Below are 17,914 nucleotides of genomic sequence, written 5' to 3' on the forward strand. Positions count from 1 at the left end.
GAAGTGTCACCCTGTCGCGGGAGATATTTTTCCTTTTATATCAATACGCTGAGTGGGCGACACCAGGGTGACAGGGTCCGTAAAGTGTCACCCGCCCCGTGACCCTGGTCCTTGCCGCCACAAGCCCCGGCGAAGCGGAGATATTCGCCTCGCTCCAGGGCGAAGGCCCCTCGGCCGGCAAGCCGTGCGCGTTCGTGCGGCTGTCGCGCTGCAACCTCGCCTGCCAGTGGTGCGACACGGCCTACACCTGGCGCTTTACGGGCGACAACCGGCCGCACCGGTCGGACGAAACCTATGACCGCCAGGCCAACCAGGTCACGCTGAGCGAGGAGGACGTGGCCGCGCGTATCGCCGCGCTCGGCCAGCCGCGGCTGGTGGTCACTGGCGGCGAGCCGCTGCTGCAGGCGCCCGCCCTCGCCCGCATGCTGGCGCGGCTGCCCGAAGGCGTCGCGGTCGAGGTCGAGACCAATGGCACCGTCGCCGCCACCCCCGCGCTCGATGCGCTGATCGATCAGTACAACGTCAGCCCCAAGCTCGCGCATTCGGGCAACCCGGCCGAACTCGCGCTGATCCCCGAGCGCCTCGCCGAATGGGCCGCCAACCCGCGCGCTGCCTTCAAGTTCGTCATCGCCGAGCCCACCGATATCGCCGAAGTCCTCGCTCTCGCCGAGCGCTTCGCGATTCCCCGGACACGCGTGTGGCTGATGGCGGAGGGCACCGATGCGGCGACGCTGCACGCCCGCGAGGCATGGCTTGCACAGGAATGCCTCGAGCACCGGTTGACACTGTCCAAGAGACTGCACATCGAACTTTACGGGGATACCAGGGGGACTTGATGGCATCGCGAACTCCCATGCGCGGAGACCTGACCGAAGGCCCGATCATGCGCACGCTGCTCATGTTCAGCGTGCCGACCCTGATGAGCAGCGTCCTCCAGTCGCTCTCGGGCACGGTCAACTCGATCTGGGTCGGCCGGCTGATCGGCGAAGACGCGCTGGCTGCCACGGCCAACGCCAACATCATCATGTTCCTCGTCGCCAGCGCGGCGTTTGGTTTCGGCATGGCCGGCACTGTCAAGATCGGCCAGCGCTTCGGCGCGCGCGACATCGACGGCGCGCGGCGGACCTTCGGCAGCGCGGTCGGCTTTGCCCTGCTGGTGATGGTGGCCATCGCGCTGCTCGGCTGGCTCGGCGCGCCGGCGCTGCTCACCCTGCTCGATACGCCGGGCAACGCCTATGGCCTGGCGCTGACCTACATCCGGCTGATGTTCGTCTCGCTGCCGTTCATGATGGTCTCGGTGATCCTCACGATGGGCCTGCGGGGAACCGGCGATGCGCGCACTCCGCTGATCTTCATGGGCGTGACCGTGGCGATTGACATGATCTTCAATCCGATGCTGATCGCCGGCGTCGGCCCGTTTCCGAAGCTCGGCATCGCCGGCTCGGCGATCTCGACGATCATCGCCAGCCTGGTCTCGTTCTTCGGGATGCTCGTCTACGTGTACCGCAAGGACCTGCCGCTGCGGCTGCGCGGGGCCGAGCTGAAGTACCTCATGCCCGTGCGCGAGGAGCTGGGCTTCATCGTCCTCAAGGGCATCCCGATGGGCGCGCAGATGCTGGTGATGAGCGCCGCGGGGATCATCATCGTCGGCCTGGTCAACCGCGAAGGGCTGATGATGACCGCCGCCTATGGCGCGGCGATGCAGCTGTTCACTTATGTCCAGATGCCGGCGATGGCGATCGGCGGAGCGGTCAGCGCGATGGCCGCGCAGATGATCGGCGCAAAGAAGTGGGACCGGCTCGACCACGTCACCCGCGCGGGAGTCTTGGTCAACTTCCTGATGACCGGGGTGCTGACGGCGATCCTGCTGCTGTTCGACCGCGCGGCGCTCGGGCTGTTTCTCGGGCCCGGAAGCCCGGCGGTGGAAATCGGCCGGCACATCCAGGTGATCTCGGTCTGGAGCTTCATGCTGTTCGGTGTGACGATGGTCTATTCGGCGACGATGCGCGCGGGTGGCGCGGTGATCGTACCGCTCATCATCATCGCCGTCGCGCTTTATCCGGTGCGCCTCGGCTTCTATTTCCTGACCTACGGCTGGCTCGGCGCCGACGCGATCTGGTGGTCGTTCACCGTCGGCTCGATCGCCGGCCTGATCCTCGGCTGGTGGTTCTATCGCTTCTCCAACTGGCGCAAGCACGCGATCCCGGAGACCAGCGAGGAAGCGCAGGAGCAGTCGCAGGCCGACGGGCAGCCGGCCGGGCGGTACGCCCCGAACCTGTGACTAGCGCACCAGCGCCTTGGGCGACGAGCTGTCGGGCAGCGTCTCGGGCACGACACCGCGCTTGACGAGCTGGGCATGCAGTCCGGCCGGCTCGGGGAGCTGGTGCGGACGCAGCGGCGGCGGCCGCCCATGGGTCGTGTCGGGCAAGTGAAAGCCGAGGTGCTCCATCGAGTCCGAACGAAGCGGAACGAGGAACTTGAGGCCGGCATGGCCGCGGTGCTGCCAGACGATCTCAGCGTCGATCGCCGGCAAGGTGCGCACCCTTAGGCGCAGCATCCACCCATCGGGCAAGCCGTCTTCGGGGCAGATCATCATGCACCCGGTCGTCGAGATGTTGCACAGCCGCGACTCCCACGACCGGCCCGCCATCCGGCAGTCGGCGCGCAGGTCGGTCGGAAAGCGAAACGCCGCTCTCTGGTCCACTAGCCCCATGATTCCCCTTCCCTTTGGCGAAAGGAATAAGGGGCTTTCCCGAAACACCAGTTAACGCCGGGGTGGCGGGAAATTAACCAAGCCGTGCGGCTGGCCGGGTCCTATTTGCCCTGGCTGCGCCAGCGCTGGACGGTGCGCTGCACCGCTTCCTCCTCGCCGCCGGACATGCGCCACAGTTCGGTGAAGCTCGGGTCCTCCGACGCCGGGCGCTTCACTTCCTCGAGGTTGTCGAACGAAACGCGCATCGGGATCGCCACGCCTTCTCCGCACATGATGCATTCGCGGTTGCGCAGCGCCGGGATCGAATCGAGGAAGCCGCGTGCGCCTTCGGGCATCGCCGCCTTGACGAAGGCCTGGTCGCGGTCGTTGTTGAGGCGCATCGAGATGATCGTGCCGCATTGCGACAGCACGCCCTCGGCAAGGTCCGACGGGCGCTGGGTGATCAGGCCGAGCGAGATGCCGTACTTGCGGCCTTCCTTGGCGATGCGGCTGAGGATGCGGCCGACCGAACTGCCGTCGGCGTTCTTCTCGTTCGGCACGTAACGGTGCGCTTCTTCGCAGACGAGCAGGATCGGCCGGGTCTTCTCCTCGCGGCCCCAGATGGCGAAGTCGAACACCATCCGGCTGAGCACCGCGACCACCGTGCTGGTAATGTCCGACGGGACGCCCGAGACGTCGACGATCGCGATCGGCTTGCCGGCGCTCGGCATGCGGAAGATCTTGGCGAGGAAGTCGGCCATCGTGTCGCCGACGAGCATGCCGGAGAACATGAACTGGTAGCGCGGATCGGCCTTGAGCTCGTCGATCTTGGTGCGGATCCGCATGAACGGCGCGGTACTGGTCGCCTTGTCGAGCTTGCCCATCTCGTCCTGGACGATGTTGGTCAGATCCGACAGCAGGTACGGGATCGGCGAATCGACGGTGATCTTGCCGATCTGCTCGGCCAGCCGGTTCTTGGCGCGCGCCTTGAGCAGGCACTTGGCGAGAATGTCCGAGTCTTCCTGCTTGTCGTTGCCGGTCGAGGTGAGGAACACTTCGCAGTGCTCCTCGAAATTCATCAGCCAGTACGGCATCTGCAGGTTGCTGACGTCGAAGATCATGCCGGTGTTCTTGAACGCCGCGGCGTATTCGCCGTGCGGATCGATCATCACGATGTGACCCTGCGGGGCGGATTCGCAGATGCGGTGGAGGATCAGCGCGGCGCTGGTCGATTTGCCGGTGCCGGTCGAGCCAAGCAGCGCGAAATGCTTGCCGAGCATGGCGTCCACATAGAGGCCGGCGCGGATGTCGCTTGTCGGGTAGACGGTGCCGACCTGGATCGAACTGCGGCCGTCGGAGGCATAGATCTGCTTGAGGTCGGCGGTGGTCGCTGGATAGACCATCGCGCCCGGGATGGGATAGCGGGTGACGCCGCGGCGGAAGCCGTGGATCCGACCGGTGAGCTTTTCCTCGTCGCCCTCGCCCATGAAGTCGATGTTGGCGAGAATTCCGTCGGCGCGGCGATCCTGCTTCTGGTTGCGCACGCTGGCAAGCAGCCAGCCGTCGTTGGTCTTGATCTTGACCTGGCTGCCGACCTGGCCGGCGAGCGAGACCGAGGGATCTGGGTCCTTCGAGCATTCGGTCAGGCGCTGAAGATCGAGCGCGATCATCGAACCCGAGCCGGCAATTTCGAGCACTACGCCGATCGGCTGTTGCGCGCTATCGGCCGAACCCGCGTGCGAGGCGGGCGTGGGCCGGCGAGCATCCGCCTTCACGGCGCCGGGTTCGGTAGCGGGGTCGAACGTCTGAAATTGCTGCGTCGGCATGTCGGTCATGAAGTCACGGTTCCCGCCAAGAAAATCAGCCTCGCAGCTACCGCGACGAGGTTAAGATCGGGTCAATCGTGAAGTTAGATGAACGCAAAAAGCCGGTGGGCGAGCCAACCCATGGCAAGCGAGAGGGCAACCGCGACCAACCCGTAGAGGAACGAATCGTTCTGCGCGTAGTCGGCCACGAGACGCTCGAAGCCGCGCTTGTGGACCTCGACCTCGGCGCTGGCGGACGCGATCACCCGGCCGCGGGCGATCGCGAAAGTTTCTGCGGTGTAGCGGCCGGTCTGGACGTTCGACGGCAGGGCGATGCGCGCCTGATAGAGCACCTGCTCGCTGATCGAGACCCCCTTCGGGTCCTCGCGGTAGAGGCCCTCGCGGCCGCGCATCTCAACCAAACCCCGGGTGAAGCGCGCCTGCTCGGCCGGATCGATCGAGCCGATCGGCGACAACTGCAGGTAATCGAGCCCAAGCTCGTAAATCGCCGCCGTTCGCTCGTCGACGATCTCGCTGATCGGCCTCGAACTCGCCACTGCGAAATACGACGGAGCGGAACGGAACGCAGTGCTGTCGGCGTTGATCCAGATGCCGAGAATCTTCTGCTTCTCGCGCAGCCGGATCGGATCGGTCGGACCCTTGAGGACGACAACGATGTCGTAATCGCGACCGGCGCGGCGGCCGTCCGGCTCGAGGATGGCCCCGAACAGCAGCAACTCGGTGCCGATGAAGCCTTGCCGCACCTGGACCTCGTGCTGCGAGACTTCCGGCACGAGAATCGGATCGCGCGCCCCGACAAGGGCCATGAACGCCAGCAGCGCGAGCGCGACGCGGGTCACAGCGGCACCACCGAATAGATTTCGCCCGGGCGCACGCCGAGCTGGAAAGCCATCGCTATCGCCACCGCGAGAACGATCGCCGCAAGGATCAGGCGGAGAATTTCGGGTTTTGCGGAGACGGCGATCTTGGCGCCCACTTGCGCCCCGGTGACCGAGCCGAGCAGCAGCAGCCCGGCTAGCACCATGTCGACCGCGTGGGTCGTCAGCGCGTGCATCATCGTCGCCGCCATGGTCGTGAACAGGATCTGGAACAGCGATGTGCCGACGACCACCCCGGCGCTCATACCGAGCACGTAGAGCATCGCCGGCACCAGGATGAAGCCGCCGCCGACGCCCATCAGCGTGGTCAGTACGCCGATCACGATGCCCAGGATCAGCGGCGCAAAGGGCGAGATGTACAGCCCGGAGCGATAGAAACGCCAGCGCATCGGCAAGCTGCTCACCAGCGGATGGTGGCGCCGCTTGGCCGCTCGCCGTGGCGCGCCTTCCTTGTGCCGCAATGCCTGCAGGCTCTCACGCCCCATCAACGAGCCGATCGTCCCGAGCAGGACCACGTAGAGCAGGTTGATTACGGTATCGATCTGGCCGATCGACTGGAGCAGGTTGAAGATGCCGCTGCCGATCAGGGTGCCGAGAATGCCGCCGGCGACCATCACCGCGCCCATCTGGTAATCGACCCCGTTGCGGCGGCTATAGGCGAACAGGCCCGAGACGCTGGCACCGGTCACGGTGGTCGCCGTCGAGGCCGCCGCCACCGTCGGCGGGATGCCGTAGAAGATCAGCAGCGGTGTCGTCAGAAAGCCGCCGCCGACGCCAAAAATCCCCGAGAGGATTCCGGTGATCGCACCAAGCAGGATGATCACCAGCCCGTTGACCGCGAGGTTCGCGATGGGGAGGTAGACGTGCATGCCGTGACCTACCGCATGCTGGCGGGCTTATGAAGGCGCGAGCCCTAGAATCCCGCCGAAATCGTCAACGCAGGCCCGCTTTCCGGCGCGGCCGGGCCCGCCACCCGCACGCGGTAGTCGAGCGCCACGCGCGACTGCGCCTCACCGAGGCGAAAGCTGAGCGCAGCACTTGGGCCGACGTCGAGCCGCCCCACGTGCTTTTGCGCCCCGCCCCACACGGCACCCCCGGCCCGGAGCTCGGCGTTCCGGCCCACTCGCGCGACATGCCCGTCGATCCTCGCCTGGCCATCGACGAACCCCGTGGCATAACGTCCGCCGACGTAGCCGGCTTGCACGTAAGCCTCGGCGCGCAGCCCGAGCGGCAATTTCGCCGGTGGAAGCTCGGTGACCGCGAACCCGGCCGGGCGCACCTCGCGGCCGGCGGGCCCCTCGCTCACTCGTACCTCGCCCGCCACCCGCAACGGAACGCCGGCAACCGGGCGCGCCGTGAAACCGGCGGCGACTTCGCTCTCCCGCGGCCCGGAAAGGGCACGGGTCGTGCGAACGTAAGCAGTCGGCCGGTGCCCGCTCGATGGCGCCAGGCGATACCCGAGCACCGCGCCTGCCTGACTTCGGCCGTACGACGGCTCGCTCACCGCGATCGGACCGCTCGAGCCGTTACGCAGCAACAGCCACGCGTCGCCCGCCCAGCGTTCCGCGTTCGCCGCCCGCCGGGCCACGACCGATTGTTCCGGGCGCGCCGATTTGTCGACGCGCGCCGGCGCGGTAGTCTGGCTACGTTCGCTGGAAATGAAATAGGCGGCGATATCCAAGGGCAATTCCATATGTGCGAAGGCCACCGCGAGCAGCAGTTGTTGGCTGACGATTTGCTGCGCCGATGGCCTCTTGATCACGTTGACAGTCGCGTCAGGCTCGGCTTGCACGCCGACGGTAGCCCACGATGCCGGCAGCGGCACGGTCATGGGCGCGTCCGTCGGCCCCGGTATCACCGGCGAGGCGGGTTTGCCTGGCGCCGCGTCGCGGATCGGGCGATGGTTCGGCGGAGTCGGTCGTCTAGCCGCCCTCGGTGTCTCCGCGAGCCGGGGGAGTTCGAACGGAGCTTCCCACAACATCACCCGCATCGCCAACCAGCCGCCGACGATCAGCGCCAGGACCAGAAGCGGCTCACCTGGACGCCCCTTGGTTGTTTTGAACCTGGCCTTCACGCAGCGATTTCCGCCGTGATCAGCTCAGCGGCGTGCGCATAATGCGCCGTCTTCTCCCAGCGCGGACGGGCGCCGAACAACGAGGCGACATAAGCGGCCAGTGCCCGCCATCCGGCCATAATGGCGATGAAGTTGGCGGATGGAATCCGCAGCATCGCCCGAAAGCCTTCCGCCCAGCCGTATTCACGAGCTGTGAAGGCGAAGCGCATCACCGCTCGCCAAAGGAAGCTGGCGAGATTGGCCCACAGCATCGCGTCGAGCACTCCGCTCGACTGCCATGGCCGCCCGAAGCCAAACAGATCGATCAACCACTGCACGGTCGAAAGAACGAGCAGCAGATAGGCGGCGAACAGGACGAGCGCGGCTAACGGGCCGCGGCGATCACGCAGCCGCATCCAGCGCTCCGCCGGTCCGCCGCTCCAGCCGAGGCGGTCCCATCCCTGTAGCGCAATGCCGTGGACCCAACGTGCCTTCTGCCGCACCGCTTGCGACAGGGTCGGCGGGAAGCAGGCGCGCGTTGCGACCAATTGGCCGTCCTCGCCGCGCGCGCGGAGGAACCATGCAGTGCCGCCCGCAGCCTTGATCTTGAGGCCGAGTTCGTAGTCCTCCGTCAGGGAGTCGGTCGCAAACGGTCCCGCGCCGGGCATGTTCTCGGCGATCGCGCCGAGCAACGGGCGCGAGAATGCACAACCGACTCCTGCCGCCGGTAACGCGGCGCCAAGCTCACCGCGCACGACCATCGATTTGCCGTGGGCTTCGGCGAACTCTTCGCAATAGTGGCTGCTTATTGCGAACTACAATTTCGCTAGTGTTTTCAGCATGTTGCGCGCTCGGTTTTCCCTTAGCGGGTTAGTTTTCCCGTTCCCGCTTCGTTTTGGCCTGCCACTTTTCTGTGGCGGCCCGCGCAATTCTCGGTTGGGAACGGCGCTTGCCGTAGTGCTCCAGCATTGAAAGAGACTTGTGTCCGGTGATGGCGGCAACCTCCGCCGTGGTGCAGCCTGCTTCGAAGAGCTCGATGGCGGCATTCTTGCGAAGGCCGTGCGGCGTATGATTTAATCCGCGCGCACGGCTGAAATCCCAGCACCAGCGGAGAAACAACGAGGCGGCAAGCGGATCACCGCGCTTGTTGCTTAGCAAAAACAGATGCCGATCGGAGCGGGGAAGTTCGTCGATCATCGATTTGAGATTCTCGTGCATCGGGATCTCGAGCGCGGTCTTTGTCTTTTGCTGCCGCACACGGACCATATCACCTGATATTGAGCCCCAAGTCATGGCGCACACGTCCCCTGGGCGCTGGCCGGTGTATAGTGCGAGAATGACTGCGCGGCGGAACAGCGGGTCGTCGCTCGTAAGCGCATCTTGCAACAGTTCGGCAGGCCACGGCTCGCGCTCCGTCTGATTGCCGAAATATTCCAGCCCTTCCGTCCAATCCGACAGGCCGCGATGCCGCTTTTTCGCATAGCCATAGAGCGTCCGCATCACGGTCAGCATCATATCAGCCGCGCCGGGGGTATCCTCGTTCGCGTCAAGCACCCGACGCTGAATGTCTTCGGGCGTGAGCTCATCGAGCGGTGCATCAGCGTAGGCGACAAGCAGACGCTTGATATAGCGATTGTAGGAGGTTCGAGTGTTGGCGCTCAACTTCTCACGGAAATGTTTGGACCCGCGGTATTCGTCCACCAAGGCACCGAATGTGCCTGTCCGGCGCTGCTCATCATTAGACGCATCAATGCGCTGCAGCTGCGAAAGCTTACGCATGAAACCGTCAGGATCAGCCATAGGATCGGGAAGGCGGGTCCAAGGATTGGTCCGGGCCCAATAGTAATAGTCCCGGCCTTTCGCTCTCTTTCGCCTCACTCCCGGCCAGGTGACTGGCCTAGACACGATCTGGAGCCCTTTCCTTCCAGTTCGACCCTTGCTTCGAGTTTTCGTTCGTGGAAGCCGTTACCGTCACTGTGTTCCTGGTCAGATCAAAGATGATGTCCGGTCTCAAGCCGGCCTTCGTCAAAGCCTTCACCGCACGGTCGTAATCGGCCTGGACTAAAGATGCAGCGCGTTTGCCCATGCCTCAGAGTCCACCCGAGGTGGATCGTTCGAGCTTGCGATGCGCGGCGCCGAGCGGGCATGCGGTATCCATCCTCAGGACCGCGATGCTACTCGCCGAATAAATTCTTTTCTTGCTAACGCAGCCCATGAGTGTCATCTAACACGCATCGGGAGAAAGTCAAGATGCCCACTGACGCCGCCGACTGTGATTTCCCGTTCAAGGGAACGGAAGCGACCAAGATGCTCAAGGCTGGACTCGAAAGGGCCGCCAACGAACGCGGACTTTCCACGCGGGCAGCCGCGCGCGAACTCGGCTACAAGGCGACGGTGGTCATCAGCCACATGGCGACCGGTCGCGTCCCGATACCGATCGATCGCGCCGTCGAAATCGCCGAGGTGGTCGGGCTGGATCCCCGCAAATTCTTCATGGCGGTCCTCGAGCAACGACACCCAGGATCGACGGAAGTGCTCCGCCTACCAAGCCAAATAGACTCGTCATCCAACCCTTTCACCGCCGAGCTGGAGCTTCTGGCTGGCTCGGCCCTCGGCCATCTTCCCGAAGAGCATAAGCGGGTCCTTCGTGAGGTTGTCTCCGACCGGTCGCCAGCGCGACGCTGGCTTTCGATTGCCGAACTGCCCACGATACTGCTGCTTCGGCAGCTGCGCCCTGAAATATCCGCTCAGGGGATGCCGCAGGATGATCTCGCCGGGATTGAGGCTTTTCTCGAATATGCCTCTTGAAAATGAGTGTTTGTTAGCATACACTCAAGCGCATGCACTACACCCCCATATTTACCGCTCGGAAAGTCCGCAATGGTCTGCTGGAATGGTTCGACGCCCTCGATCTGCCGCATGCGCTGACGCTTAACACTGACCGCAGCCTTACGCTGCCGCGCCTCCGTTCCATTTTTTCGCGCTTCTGTCTTCATGTCGATCGAGTGCGCCACGGTCGCAAGAACGTTCAGGGCGTTCCCACCGCTGACCGATTTCTTTGCGTCGCCTTTCCCGAGCATCTCGAAACGAATGCTCACCTGCACGCACTCGCCAATCTTCGCCCGTTCATTAGCTGCTTTCCAAGCGCCAAGGCGGCGACTGGTTATCTTGAATATATTTGGCGGCAGTCAACCCGGGGAGCCGGATCGGTCTTCATCGAAGAAGCGCACAACGACGGCTTCGGCCGATACGCCTCGAAGGGCGTCATCGCCGCGGACGCTCCTTACTTCTTGTCTAGCGACTTCCACCGCCAGCCCTGACGCTGGTCAAATATCTCGCATTTCAATTCGCGAGACCAGCGACCCTGTCGCCGACGGGCCACCGCTGTCAGCCATTCCGGCGAGGCTGCCAACAGGCGGTCATTCCTGGAGCATGCGCTGACGCAGGACGAGTGAAGCGCGATGGCAAGAAACAGAATCAATGAATGACTCCGACATTGGAGCAGCCAAGAATAGAAAGGGAATCAACATGGTATCAAGCGAAACACCGACAAAACGTGAGCGCTCCGTCGATCTCGCGGAAAAATGGGCAAGCAAGGCGATCAAGGCAGTAATGAGATTGGCGGCGCTCCCCGACTCCGCGCGCTTCGAGCTAACCCGCGATGAGTTGGAAAACGTTGTCCAATCAGTAGAAGCCGAGCTCGAGAAGGTCCGCATGCGCATGTCTATCTCAAACCGTCTCGAAGATGTGACGTTCAAACTCTAATCTTACTGCAATAACAGGGGTCTTCCCCACCCTCTACGTGTTACACTTCGGGTGCTTCCACACCATCCAGAAAACGCCCTCCATCTCACTGCATCGCAGCAAACTCATTGATTGGTCTACCGCTAATCGGTTGTCGCAGTTCACTCGGTCTGGTCTAGAATAGTCACCACACATGCTCCTCTCCATTTCCACCACCCACTCGCCGGCGAGTGATCTCGGCTTCCTCCTCATGAAGAACCCGGAGAACGTCCACGACATTGAGTTGCCGTTCGGTCGAGCCACGCTGTTCTACCCAGAGGCCGACGATGATCGCCGCGCCATACTTAGCTTCCCGGCGCCAGGAGCGCCAGCGACAGCTCTTCGCGGGCACAAGCGTCGAGCGCGACGATAAACGCGCTCTATGGGGTTCCAGAGCGCCCCAGACGCATTTCCCAAGCGCCCACCTCGATTGCCCACCCGACAGCCAACGACCGGCTCTGCATGGTCACCTCGTCAACAACAACGACGAGGTTACCAATGACAATCAGAGCTTTCGAATTCACCCGCACTTGGGACGAGATCCCCGTCACCATCTTCGCCCGAGATCTCGACGACGCCGAGCAGATTTATCGCGACTGGGTCCGCAGCCATCATCCCGACCAGAGCGGCCTCCCGCTAATGATCTTCCCCTACGGCGAGGACCGGCTCGAGGCGCGGCCGCTTCTGTTTGAAGCAGCCACTCTCGGCGAGACTGGCGTGGGCTACTGGCAAGGCAGCAAGGGTGCCTGGATAGTCGGCCAACCACAAGATGAGCAGCTGGGGGCGCTGGCGGTGCCGGAGGTCCGCGTGGGCTACTATCAGGTGACCGCCGAACCCGGTGACGATGCCAAGGTGTTTGCGACCAGCTTCGAGGAAGCCTCGACGCTCTATTGCGCCTGGCACATCGATGCTTACGGCAGCCTGCCGGAGCGGTTCTTCATCGATCGGCGCTCGCGATGGGAACTGGTCGGCGAGTTCGCCACTCTGCGTGATGACCTCGAGGCCGAGATCAGCGGCGTTGGTCGGTTCGACAACTATGGTGTCCGGCGCATACTGCCTCCAGACTGGGAGCCGAGCGTCAATCGGTAGGGAAGGCGCAGGTGCTCGGTCGGGCTAGCATCCGGCCGAGCGCACTCGTCACGGAATTGAGAAGTCATAGAGCCGCCAGCGAACCTCTATCGCAGTCCCGCCTATCTGCCGCTGTCCCGGCGTCTGCTACCCTTGCGTTTGTCGCCCGGCGTCCAATCGGCCGGCGATGCAGCACGGGCGCCGAGGATACGGCTGGGGCGCCGTATAGAGAGCGCGTGCGGCAACGTGGCACCCCATGGATGGATATGGCCCCGCGCTGATTGAAGCGAATGCCGCAGGCTGAGATTGACAGCGGAGTCCTACCACTTCATCGCCTAAACCATGGCGGCCACTCATCTTTTTATAGACACGTCAACATTCCTGACGTTCTATGCTTTCACGACCGATGACCTCGAAGAGCTGAAGAAGGTCGCTGGCCTCATCAAAGCGAACAAGCTGAAGCTCTACATTCCCGAGCAAGTAATGGACGAGTTCTACAGGAACCGAGAGTCCAAGTTGGCGCAGTCGCTAGATTTGTTCATGGGCGGCGGGGGCTCCAAGTCAGTGCCCCGCTTTATGCACGATTACCCCGAAGCCGAGGCATTTCGGGATGCACTTAAAGAGCTTCAAAAGGCTCGCGATGCCCTCGCGACAAAGGCGAAGAGCGATGCAGCTCAACGCCTGCTGCCAGCGGATAGTGCATTCGCAACGATTATCGAAGCGGCCGGCATAGTCAAAGCCGAAGAGGCACTGTTGATAGGAGCCAATCGGCGCCGGCTGCGCGGCAATCCTCCGGGAAAGAGGGACTCGGTCGGCGATCAGATCAACTGGGAAACATTGCTCAAAGCGGTGCCGGATGGTGCGGACCTGCACATCGTATCCAAGGACGGCGACTACAAATCTGCGCTCGACCCAACCTCGATACACCAATTTCTAGCTTCAGAATGGAAGCAAAAGAAAGGCAGCGAGATCACGCTGCACGCAGAGCTGCGACCGTTCCTCAACGCTACATTTCCGAACATCAAGCTTGCGCTCGACATCGAAAAGCAGGTTGCCATCGACAAGCTGATTTACAGCGGCTCATTCAGTGACACACATAGCGCCATCGCCGTCTTAAAAGGCTATGTCGATGCGATCACTTGGGAGGAAGCGAAGGCGATTTTCGACGCAGGTATTGCGAACAATCAAATAAATTGGATCGGCACCGACACCGACGTGAACGAGTTTTACAGACCACTTATGGCCAAGTTCCACGACAAGACCGATTTTGCGATGGATATGGAGCTAGATGCTGCGTTCCCGCCGCCAGAAGAGCCGCCCGAAGCGGTCAATGACGACGATGACATTCCGTTCTAGCTTTTCGCCACTCCCCGGAGCGTCGCGCGCGGACTCCGCTCCACTTTCCACAGCACTTAGACTCCATGACCCCCTTGCAATGGGAAATCGACTCGATCTAGGCTGAGCGGGTAGGGGAAGGCTTCTCCGCGAACTTCGGCACTGTGCCCTTACCGACGTAGGCTTCGGTAACGGGAGCGAACCTGTTTGCAACGTCTCGCGCGAAATGCGCGTGCTCCGCAATGAGCTGGCACATGCCTGTGGCGAACCGATCTAGGCTTTCGCGCTTCACCATGATCTGGTTGGCGAAATGGGCGGGGAGCTTCATCAGGGTCTTGCTGAAACCCGCCTCGTCGATTGTTGTCGTTCCTAAGCTCGAGATGAGATCGTGAAGCTCGATTTTCAGCTTAGCGAACGCAACGAGATGGGAAAGGTCGGCGGCAAAGCATCGAGCGAGCAGAATAAGATCATCGGCATAATCGACTTCCTTCGCGGCGATGTAGATCGATAGCTCTTCGGCGGTGAACTCTACCGGCCGTTCTCTCTCGATCGCTGGAAAGGCCGAGAGCTTTTCATGGAGGGCCAGGTGACTCCTCCCATCACGGTCAGCGCCATCCACCATTTCCGTTATCTGCTTGTGGTATCCGCAAAGAGTGTTGGCGAGAATGGACAGCTTCACGAATACCTGACGCGCCGCATGTATCTCTTGGTTGCGGCGAGCCTCAGCGTCGCGCCTGAGAACTTCCTCTGATGCCCTGTTTGCCAGCATGCGTGATGGAATGTAGCTCGCAAGCGCACCCGCGACCGCACCGCCAAAGCCCGCCACCAGTGGAATGATGACGTCCTTGAGCACCTCGCTCGGGTGCGCGGCATTTAGAAACTCAAGAGCCATTAACCCTCCAATCCCCGCGCTAATATCGCTGCTTAGCCCAATCGGGGATCGTGAAGCGCTGGAAATAAGGCCGGTGCAGCGATTGGTTCATAACGTCCCAATACATCGCCACAGCAAGCGGCTCTTTGATGGTTTCGGGGACGTGAAAACCATAGAGCGGGAAGGTGGGAGTTGCCCGTTCGTCGACATGATAGGATCTTGCAAACTCCGGCCCCAGGTAGTCGTAAATCGCCCACCGTATATTGTTCAGGAACTCGGCAATCTGACTCGAATGGTAGATGAAAATGTCATCAAAGAACCATTCGAAAAACACTCCAAGGGCGAGATAGCTACTCGCCTCGTCAATGGGGCGCCCGGCAGCTTCGAGTAAATCACGGAGCCGCTTTGCGTTCCCCTCCAACCTCCCCAAGCTGTGCTTAGCAATGTCGCCGCACATCTTGAGATACTGCATCCGCTGAACCGTTATGTCAGCGATAACATCGATGGAATGCAGGTTGACTCCGACTGTCACAAACTCACCCTCAAGCCATTCGGCAAAGCGTTCAACGGCATCGCTGAGCGCGGCGGTGTCGTTGCCAAGCTGAGGATTGGCACACACGCCCCGGAGGTGGAACAAGAACGTTTTGTCGGAGGGACGGGCGTCGCCTGGAACTGGAAGTAAGTTGAGCGGGATAGGCTGACGATTGAACGAGCCGACTTGGGAGAGAAAGTCGCCGAGTAGGATGACAAACAGCCTTGCATGGTAGCTAGTTTCGAACAAAAGATTAACTAGCTCTGCGCGGTCGGATTTGCAGAACATGGCCCAATTGACCATGTCGTCGATCATGTCCCAAGCGGACCTGAGTATTACCGTCTCGCGCTCCACTGCGTTCATCGGCAATATATGGCCGGATATGGCCTGCGCGCCAAGGCTCTGGTCGAATGGGTGACAGTCGAGGTTGCAGACACGCGCACGCGCGAAAACTAACGCCATTGGCCACTATGCGCACCATTGCGCCCATGCGGCCACGCATTCCCATGGGACCCGCTACAATCCGGCGATCCCGTCTCGAAACCTATACCCCAGCCAGGCATCAGAGCGAGACAGTTTCCCATCGTCAGGCTGTCTCATTAGAATTGACTCCGCATTTCTGGGACAGCATTGCTCGATGGTCTAGAACCTATCGAGACAGGGGTCATTTGATGCTGGTCGGTTACGCGCGGGTGAGCTCGTCAGGGCAATCTCTGGACGTGCAGCTCGAAGCGCTCAAAGACGCTGAGTGCGAAGAGATCTTCGCGGAGAAGCGGACTGGCACGAGCACCACCGGCCGCACGGAACTCAATAATGCGCTGTCGTTCGTTCGTAAGGGTGACACCCTCGTCGTAACCCGCCTTGATCGCCTAGCCCGATCGGCCGCGGACCTTCACAGGATCGTTCGCCAGTTGACCGAGAAAGGGGTCGCCTTCCAGTGTCTTCAACAGTCGTCGATCGACACGACCACATCGACCGCAAAGCTGCTCCTCGGCGTGCTCGCATCCATCGCCGAGTTCGAGGCCGATATTCGTCGAGAGCGTCAGCGAGAAGGTATCGAGCGCGCGAAAGCAGCAGGTGTCTACAAGGGACGCAAACCGACGGTAGATGCCGCGCAGGTGCGCGCTCTGCGTAACCAGGGGCTGGGCGGGACCGAGATCGCAAAGAAGCTCGGTATCGCGCGTGCGAGCGTTTATCGCGCTCTGAATGCGGGGAACTAGGATACGGCTGCGTCGCCGTATATGGCCAGATCTTGGAAGTCTTAGGAAATGATCGATCAGTCGACCCGGGTCGTGCCGATTCGCCGACCCCAGAAACTCAGTCTCCTTGCATATATCATTCCGCTGAATCTCGGATCGGGGTCGTATGCCGGCTGGTCGGCTGATCGTGGAAACGGGACGGTCCGCTTTTGGGGGACTGACTTCCGAAGATGAATGACCGAGATGGGTGGAAAGCGGACATTCGTCAGTGCCCCTTTTGCGCTTAAAGGACCCCTTCAAGAGTTGCTTCGCCTGATTGCCCGTCCAGCAGTGCCGCGAAGGCAGCTCGGAAGGGCTCAACTTCGCCATAGTTGACAAGGAAGCGGGCAGTCAGGGATTGCGTAGGTCACGTTCCTCGTCACGCGAAGCCTGAGTGGCTACACAAACGGTCACGCGCACTGATCCCAGCGGGTCATGCGCTGCGAGCCGAATGCTCAGATGGCGCTGCTCCAGCCTCGCACCCGTCTCGTCGTAGAACCCGCCCTCTAGGTTCGGCTCCTGACCCTCAGAAAGCGGGTAAGCAGTAATGAGCCGCAGGAACTCGCGAAGTTGTTCAATCTTGAACCAAGCCGAACCAACTCCGCGAAACTCGCCTGTCTCAACGCTTGCCGACAACTCGCCATGTCGTTCGTCTTCAGGATGATAGCTGAGGCGAAGAACGTTCACGTCGTCACGCTAGCAACTACAAAAAGGATCGCCATCGTCGCGGCGCACGCAGTGATCGCGAACCAAAACCCGACGGGATTGTCGTCCCGGCGAAACGCACCGACGTTCGAATACACCTTGCCAATCCAGAGGCTGAAAGCGATGAAAGCGGCGAGGCACAGGGCCATCGCGATCGCGGCCACGGTCATCGTTGCACCTTTTCTGGCGTTGCCTTCACCAGCCCAATTAGTCGGACTATCATCCTGCGTTTGTAGATCGCCCGCCAATGTCTGCAATGGGTCGTGTGCGGCTAGTCCGTTATGGGGTTAGCTGCCCTTCGGGGAAACTCTTGTCTCGACGAAATTGCAGAACTCCATTCTCGCATCTTTCGTCTCAAAGGCGCGCGCCGGGACAATGAAGGAATTGAGATTCTTTCTTTGGATGATCAGCGCGTCTCCATCGCTTTTGATAGAGCTAATCTCACCCCACGCGACTGTTCCTTCGCGCTGACCAATTGAGGTTTTGATCCCATCGTCACCCACGATCAGCGTCCGCGGCTGGGGCTTGAACATTAGCACAGGGAACAGTGCGAACCCCACAACTGGCACCAGTCCAATTGCAACGACTTCGATCAGTCCCGCCAGCGTTCCTGGAAACCCGCCAAACAGCATCAACGATGCTGAAATCGCAAATGCTGCGAACATCGATAAGTGCGTCTTCCAGAGACGTTGGCGCCACATTTGACCATACCACCGCAGAACTTCGCCACGGGTTGAGGCATAGTTGATGGTAATGCTCATGCCCGTTGTCTTGCCGCAAATCAGGCTTGCAAACAATGTCCGCAATGGGTCGTGTGCAGACGGGCCGCTTTGAAGGTCCGCTTTTCCCGGCGGGATGACCGCAGTGGGGTTAGCTGCCATTCGTGGGCACAACATAATGTTCAGCGTCACGAGGGTTGCGAGGTTTGGAGAT

Annotated in this window: 21 protein-coding genes; 9 read left to right on the forward strand and 12 right to left on the reverse strand. The window is 61.7% G+C overall.

The genetic code is table 11. The features are described 5' to 3' along the window. Positions 1-98 precede the first annotated feature (98 nt). Together G7B69_RS13235 and G7B69_RS13240 are read left to right on the forward strand one after the other, a co-directional pair. Complete coding sequence (locus tag G7B69_RS13235) at positions 99-836, forward strand: 7-carboxy-7-deazaguanine synthase QueE (protein WP_166180039.1); 738 nt, start codon at positions 99-101, stop codon at positions 834-836. Further along, on the forward strand, positions 836-2,281 hold the full coding sequence (locus G7B69_RS13240) for an MATE family efflux transporter (protein ID WP_166180041.1): 1,446 nt from the start codon (positions 836-838) through the stop codon (positions 2,279-2,281). Before G7B69_RS13235 ends, G7B69_RS13240 begins: the two co-directional genes overlap by 1 nt. Here G7B69_RS13240 and G7B69_RS13245 read toward each other — a convergent pair whose 3' ends face one another. The 7 genes from G7B69_RS13245 to G7B69_RS13275 all read right to left on the reverse strand — a co-directional run bounded on the left by G7B69_RS13245 (position 2,282) and on the right by G7B69_RS13275 (position 9,249). Continuing rightward, positions 2,282-2,713, reverse strand: coding sequence for a PilZ domain-containing protein (locus G7B69_RS13245; RefSeq protein WP_166180043.1), 432 nt, complete (start codon positions 2,711-2,713; stop codon positions 2,282-2,284). Positions 2,714-2,814: 101 nt separating this feature from the next. After that, positions 2,815-4,527 (reverse strand): ATP-binding protein, encoded by a 1,713-nt coding sequence (locus G7B69_RS13250; protein ID WP_243415178.1) that lies wholly within the window; start codon positions 4,525-4,527, stop codon positions 2,815-2,817. Positions 4,528-4,601: 74 nt separating this feature from the next. Beyond that, the gene (locus tag G7B69_RS13255; RefSeq protein ID WP_207786023.1) at positions 4,602-5,324 is read right to left on the reverse strand and encodes a TIGR02186 family protein; all 723 of its coding nucleotides are present in this window, start codon (positions 5,322-5,324) and stop codon (positions 4,602-4,604) included. A 29-nt stretch (positions 5,325-5,353) separates the two neighbouring features. Continuing rightward, the gene (locus tag G7B69_RS13260; protein WP_166180048.1) at positions 5,354-6,265 is read right to left on the reverse strand and encodes a sulfite exporter TauE/SafE family protein; all 912 of its coding nucleotides are present in this window, start codon (positions 6,263-6,265) and stop codon (positions 5,354-5,356) included. 44 nt (positions 6,266-6,309) lie between these two features. After that, on the reverse strand, positions 6,310-7,470 hold the full coding sequence (locus tag G7B69_RS13265) for a hypothetical protein (RefSeq protein WP_166180050.1): 1,161 nt from the start codon (positions 7,468-7,470) through the stop codon (positions 6,310-6,312). After that, a complete protein-coding gene (locus G7B69_RS13270; protein ID WP_166180052.1) occupies positions 7,467-8,210 on the reverse strand; it encodes a glycosyltransferase family 2 protein in 744 nt (247 codons plus the stop codon). Before G7B69_RS13270 ends, G7B69_RS13265 begins: the two co-directional genes overlap by 4 nt. A gap of 109 nt (positions 8,211-8,319) precedes the next feature. Next, on the reverse strand, positions 8,320-9,249 hold the full coding sequence (locus tag G7B69_RS13275; RefSeq protein WP_166180054.1) for a tyrosine-type recombinase/integrase: 930 nt from the start codon (positions 9,247-9,249) through the stop codon (positions 8,320-8,322). Positions 9,250-9,699: 450 nt separating this feature from the next. Between G7B69_RS13275 and G7B69_RS13280 the strand changes: the two genes are divergently transcribed. The 6 genes from G7B69_RS13280 to G7B69_RS13305 all read left to right on the forward strand — a co-directional run bounded on the left by G7B69_RS13280 (position 9,700) and on the right by G7B69_RS13305 (position 13,656). Next, positions 9,700-10,257: a helix-turn-helix domain-containing protein gene (locus G7B69_RS13280; RefSeq protein ID WP_166180056.1), complete on the forward strand. Its 558-nt coding sequence runs from the start codon at positions 9,700-9,702 to the stop codon at positions 10,255-10,257. A gap of 32 nt (positions 10,258-10,289) precedes the next feature. Then, a complete protein-coding gene (locus tag G7B69_RS13285) occupies positions 10,290-10,769 on the forward strand; it encodes a hypothetical protein (protein ID WP_166180058.1) in 480 nt (159 codons plus the stop codon). A gap of 160 nt (positions 10,770-10,929) precedes the next feature. Then, on the forward strand, positions 10,930-11,214 hold the full coding sequence (locus G7B69_RS13290; RefSeq protein ID WP_166180060.1) for a glutathione S-transferase family protein: 285 nt from the start codon (positions 10,930-10,932) through the stop codon (positions 11,212-11,214). A 172-nt stretch (positions 11,215-11,386) separates the two neighbouring features. Then, on the forward strand, positions 11,387-11,605 hold the full coding sequence (locus tag G7B69_RS17060) for a hypothetical protein (RefSeq protein WP_166180062.1): 219 nt from the start codon (positions 11,387-11,389) through the stop codon (positions 11,603-11,605). A 125-nt stretch (positions 11,606-11,730) separates the two neighbouring features. Beyond that, positions 11,731-12,321: a hypothetical protein gene (locus G7B69_RS13300; protein WP_166180064.1), complete on the forward strand. Its 591-nt coding sequence runs from the start codon at positions 11,731-11,733 to the stop codon at positions 12,319-12,321. A gap of 321 nt (positions 12,322-12,642) precedes the next feature. Continuing rightward, on the forward strand, positions 12,643-13,656 hold the full coding sequence (locus G7B69_RS13305; protein ID WP_166180066.1) for a PIN domain-containing protein: 1,014 nt from the start codon (positions 12,643-12,645) through the stop codon (positions 13,654-13,656). Between the two features lie 97 nt (positions 13,657-13,753). Here the strand turns inward: G7B69_RS13305 and G7B69_RS13310 are convergent, their stop codons facing one another. Further along, positions 13,754-14,527: a hypothetical protein gene (locus tag G7B69_RS13310; RefSeq protein WP_166180068.1), complete on the reverse strand. Its 774-nt coding sequence runs from the start codon at positions 14,525-14,527 to the stop codon at positions 13,754-13,756. A 19-nt stretch (positions 14,528-14,546) separates the two neighbouring features. Further along, positions 14,547-15,500, reverse strand: coding sequence for a hypothetical protein (locus tag G7B69_RS13315; protein ID WP_166180070.1), 954 nt, complete (start codon positions 15,498-15,500; stop codon positions 14,547-14,549). Positions 15,501-15,709: 209 nt separating this feature from the next. On the opposite strand from G7B69_RS13315, the gene G7B69_RS13320 reads away from it, so the two are divergent. Beyond that, positions 15,710-16,258 carry a recombinase family protein gene (locus G7B69_RS13320; RefSeq protein WP_166180072.1) on the forward strand — a complete coding sequence of 183 codons (549 nt, stop codon included), beginning with the start codon at positions 15,710-15,712 and terminating at the stop codon, positions 16,256-16,258. A 369-nt stretch (positions 16,259-16,627) separates the two neighbouring features. On the opposite strand, the gene G7B69_RS13325 is transcribed toward G7B69_RS13320, so the two are convergent. From G7B69_RS13325 to G7B69_RS13335, 3 genes are all read right to left on the reverse strand, one after another. Continuing rightward, positions 16,628-16,963, reverse strand: a complete 336-nt coding sequence (locus G7B69_RS13325) for a hypothetical protein (RefSeq protein ID WP_166180074.1) — start codon at positions 16,961-16,963, stop codon at positions 16,628-16,630. After that, a complete protein-coding gene (locus G7B69_RS13330; protein WP_166180076.1) occupies positions 16,960-17,151 on the reverse strand; it encodes a hypothetical protein in 192 nt (63 codons plus the stop codon). Before G7B69_RS13330 ends, G7B69_RS13325 begins: the two co-directional genes overlap by 4 nt. Positions 17,152-17,268: 117 nt before the next feature. Continuing rightward, positions 17,269-17,914 (reverse strand): YcxB family protein (locus tag G7B69_RS13335; RefSeq protein WP_207786021.1); only part of this gene is annotated, 646 nt, incomplete at its 5' end.

This window comes from Croceibacterium segetis, from assembly GCF_011320115.1.
Lineage (GTDB): Bacteria > Pseudomonadota > Alphaproteobacteria > Sphingomonadales > Sphingomonadaceae > Croceibacterium_B > Croceibacterium_B segetis.

Bases quoted from the DNA above. Each gene is read 5' to 3' on its own strand.
- G7B69_RS13270 (WP_166180052.1), bottom strand. From the start codon at position 8,210: ATGGTCGTGCGCGGTGAGCTTGGCGCCGCGTTACCGGCGGCAGGAGTC.
- G7B69_RS13320 (WP_166180072.1), top strand. From the start codon at position 15,710: ATGCTGGTCGGTTACGCGCGGGTGAGCTCGTCAGGGCAATCTCTGGAC.
- G7B69_RS13255 (WP_207786023.1), bottom strand. From the start codon at position 5,324: ATGGCCCTTGTCGGGGCGCGCGATCCGATTCTCGTGCCGGAAGTCTCG.
- G7B69_RS13330 (WP_166180076.1), bottom strand. From the start codon at position 17,151: ATGACCGTGGCCGCGATCGCGATGGCCCTGTGCCTCGCCGCTTTCATC.
- G7B69_RS13300 (WP_166180064.1), top strand. From the start codon at position 11,731: ATGACAATCAGAGCTTTCGAATTCACCCGCACTTGGGACGAGATCCCC.
- G7B69_RS13290 (WP_166180060.1), top strand. From the start codon at position 10,930: ATGAATGACTCCGACATTGGAGCAGCCAAGAATAGAAAGGGAATCAAC.
- G7B69_RS13305 (WP_166180066.1), top strand. From the start codon at position 12,643: ATGGCGGCCACTCATCTTTTTATAGACACGTCAACATTCCTGACGTTC.
- G7B69_RS13315 (WP_166180070.1), bottom strand. From the start codon at position 15,500: ATGGCGTTAGTTTTCGCGCGTGCGCGTGTCTGCAACCTCGACTGTCAC.
- G7B69_RS13310 (WP_166180068.1), bottom strand. From the start codon at position 14,527: ATGGCTCTTGAGTTTCTAAATGCCGCGCACCCGAGCGAGGTGCTCAAG.
- G7B69_RS13285 (WP_166180058.1), top strand. From the start codon at position 10,290: ATGCACTACACCCCCATATTTACCGCTCGGAAAGTCCGCAATGGTCTG.
- G7B69_RS13280 (WP_166180056.1), top strand. From the start codon at position 9,700: ATGCCCACTGACGCCGCCGACTGTGATTTCCCGTTCAAGGGAACGGAA.
- G7B69_RS13250 (WP_243415178.1), bottom strand. From the start codon at position 4,527: ATGACCGACATGCCGACGCAGCAATTTCAGACGTTCGACCCCGCTACC.
- G7B69_RS13245 (WP_166180043.1), bottom strand. From the start codon at position 2,713: ATGGGGCTAGTGGACCAGAGAGCGGCGTTTCGCTTTCCGACCGACCTG.
- G7B69_RS13260 (WP_166180048.1), bottom strand. From the start codon at position 6,265: ATGCACGTCTACCTCCCCATCGCGAACCTCGCGGTCAACGGGCTGGTG.
- G7B69_RS17060 (WP_166180062.1), top strand. From the start codon at position 11,387: ATGCTCCTCTCCATTTCCACCACCCACTCGCCGGCGAGTGATCTCGGC.
- G7B69_RS13275 (WP_166180054.1), bottom strand. From the start codon at position 9,249: ATGGCTGATCCTGACGGTTTCATGCGTAAGCTTTCGCAGCTGCAGCGC.
- G7B69_RS13240 (WP_166180041.1), top strand. From the start codon at position 836: ATGGCATCGCGAACTCCCATGCGCGGAGACCTGACCGAAGGCCCGATC.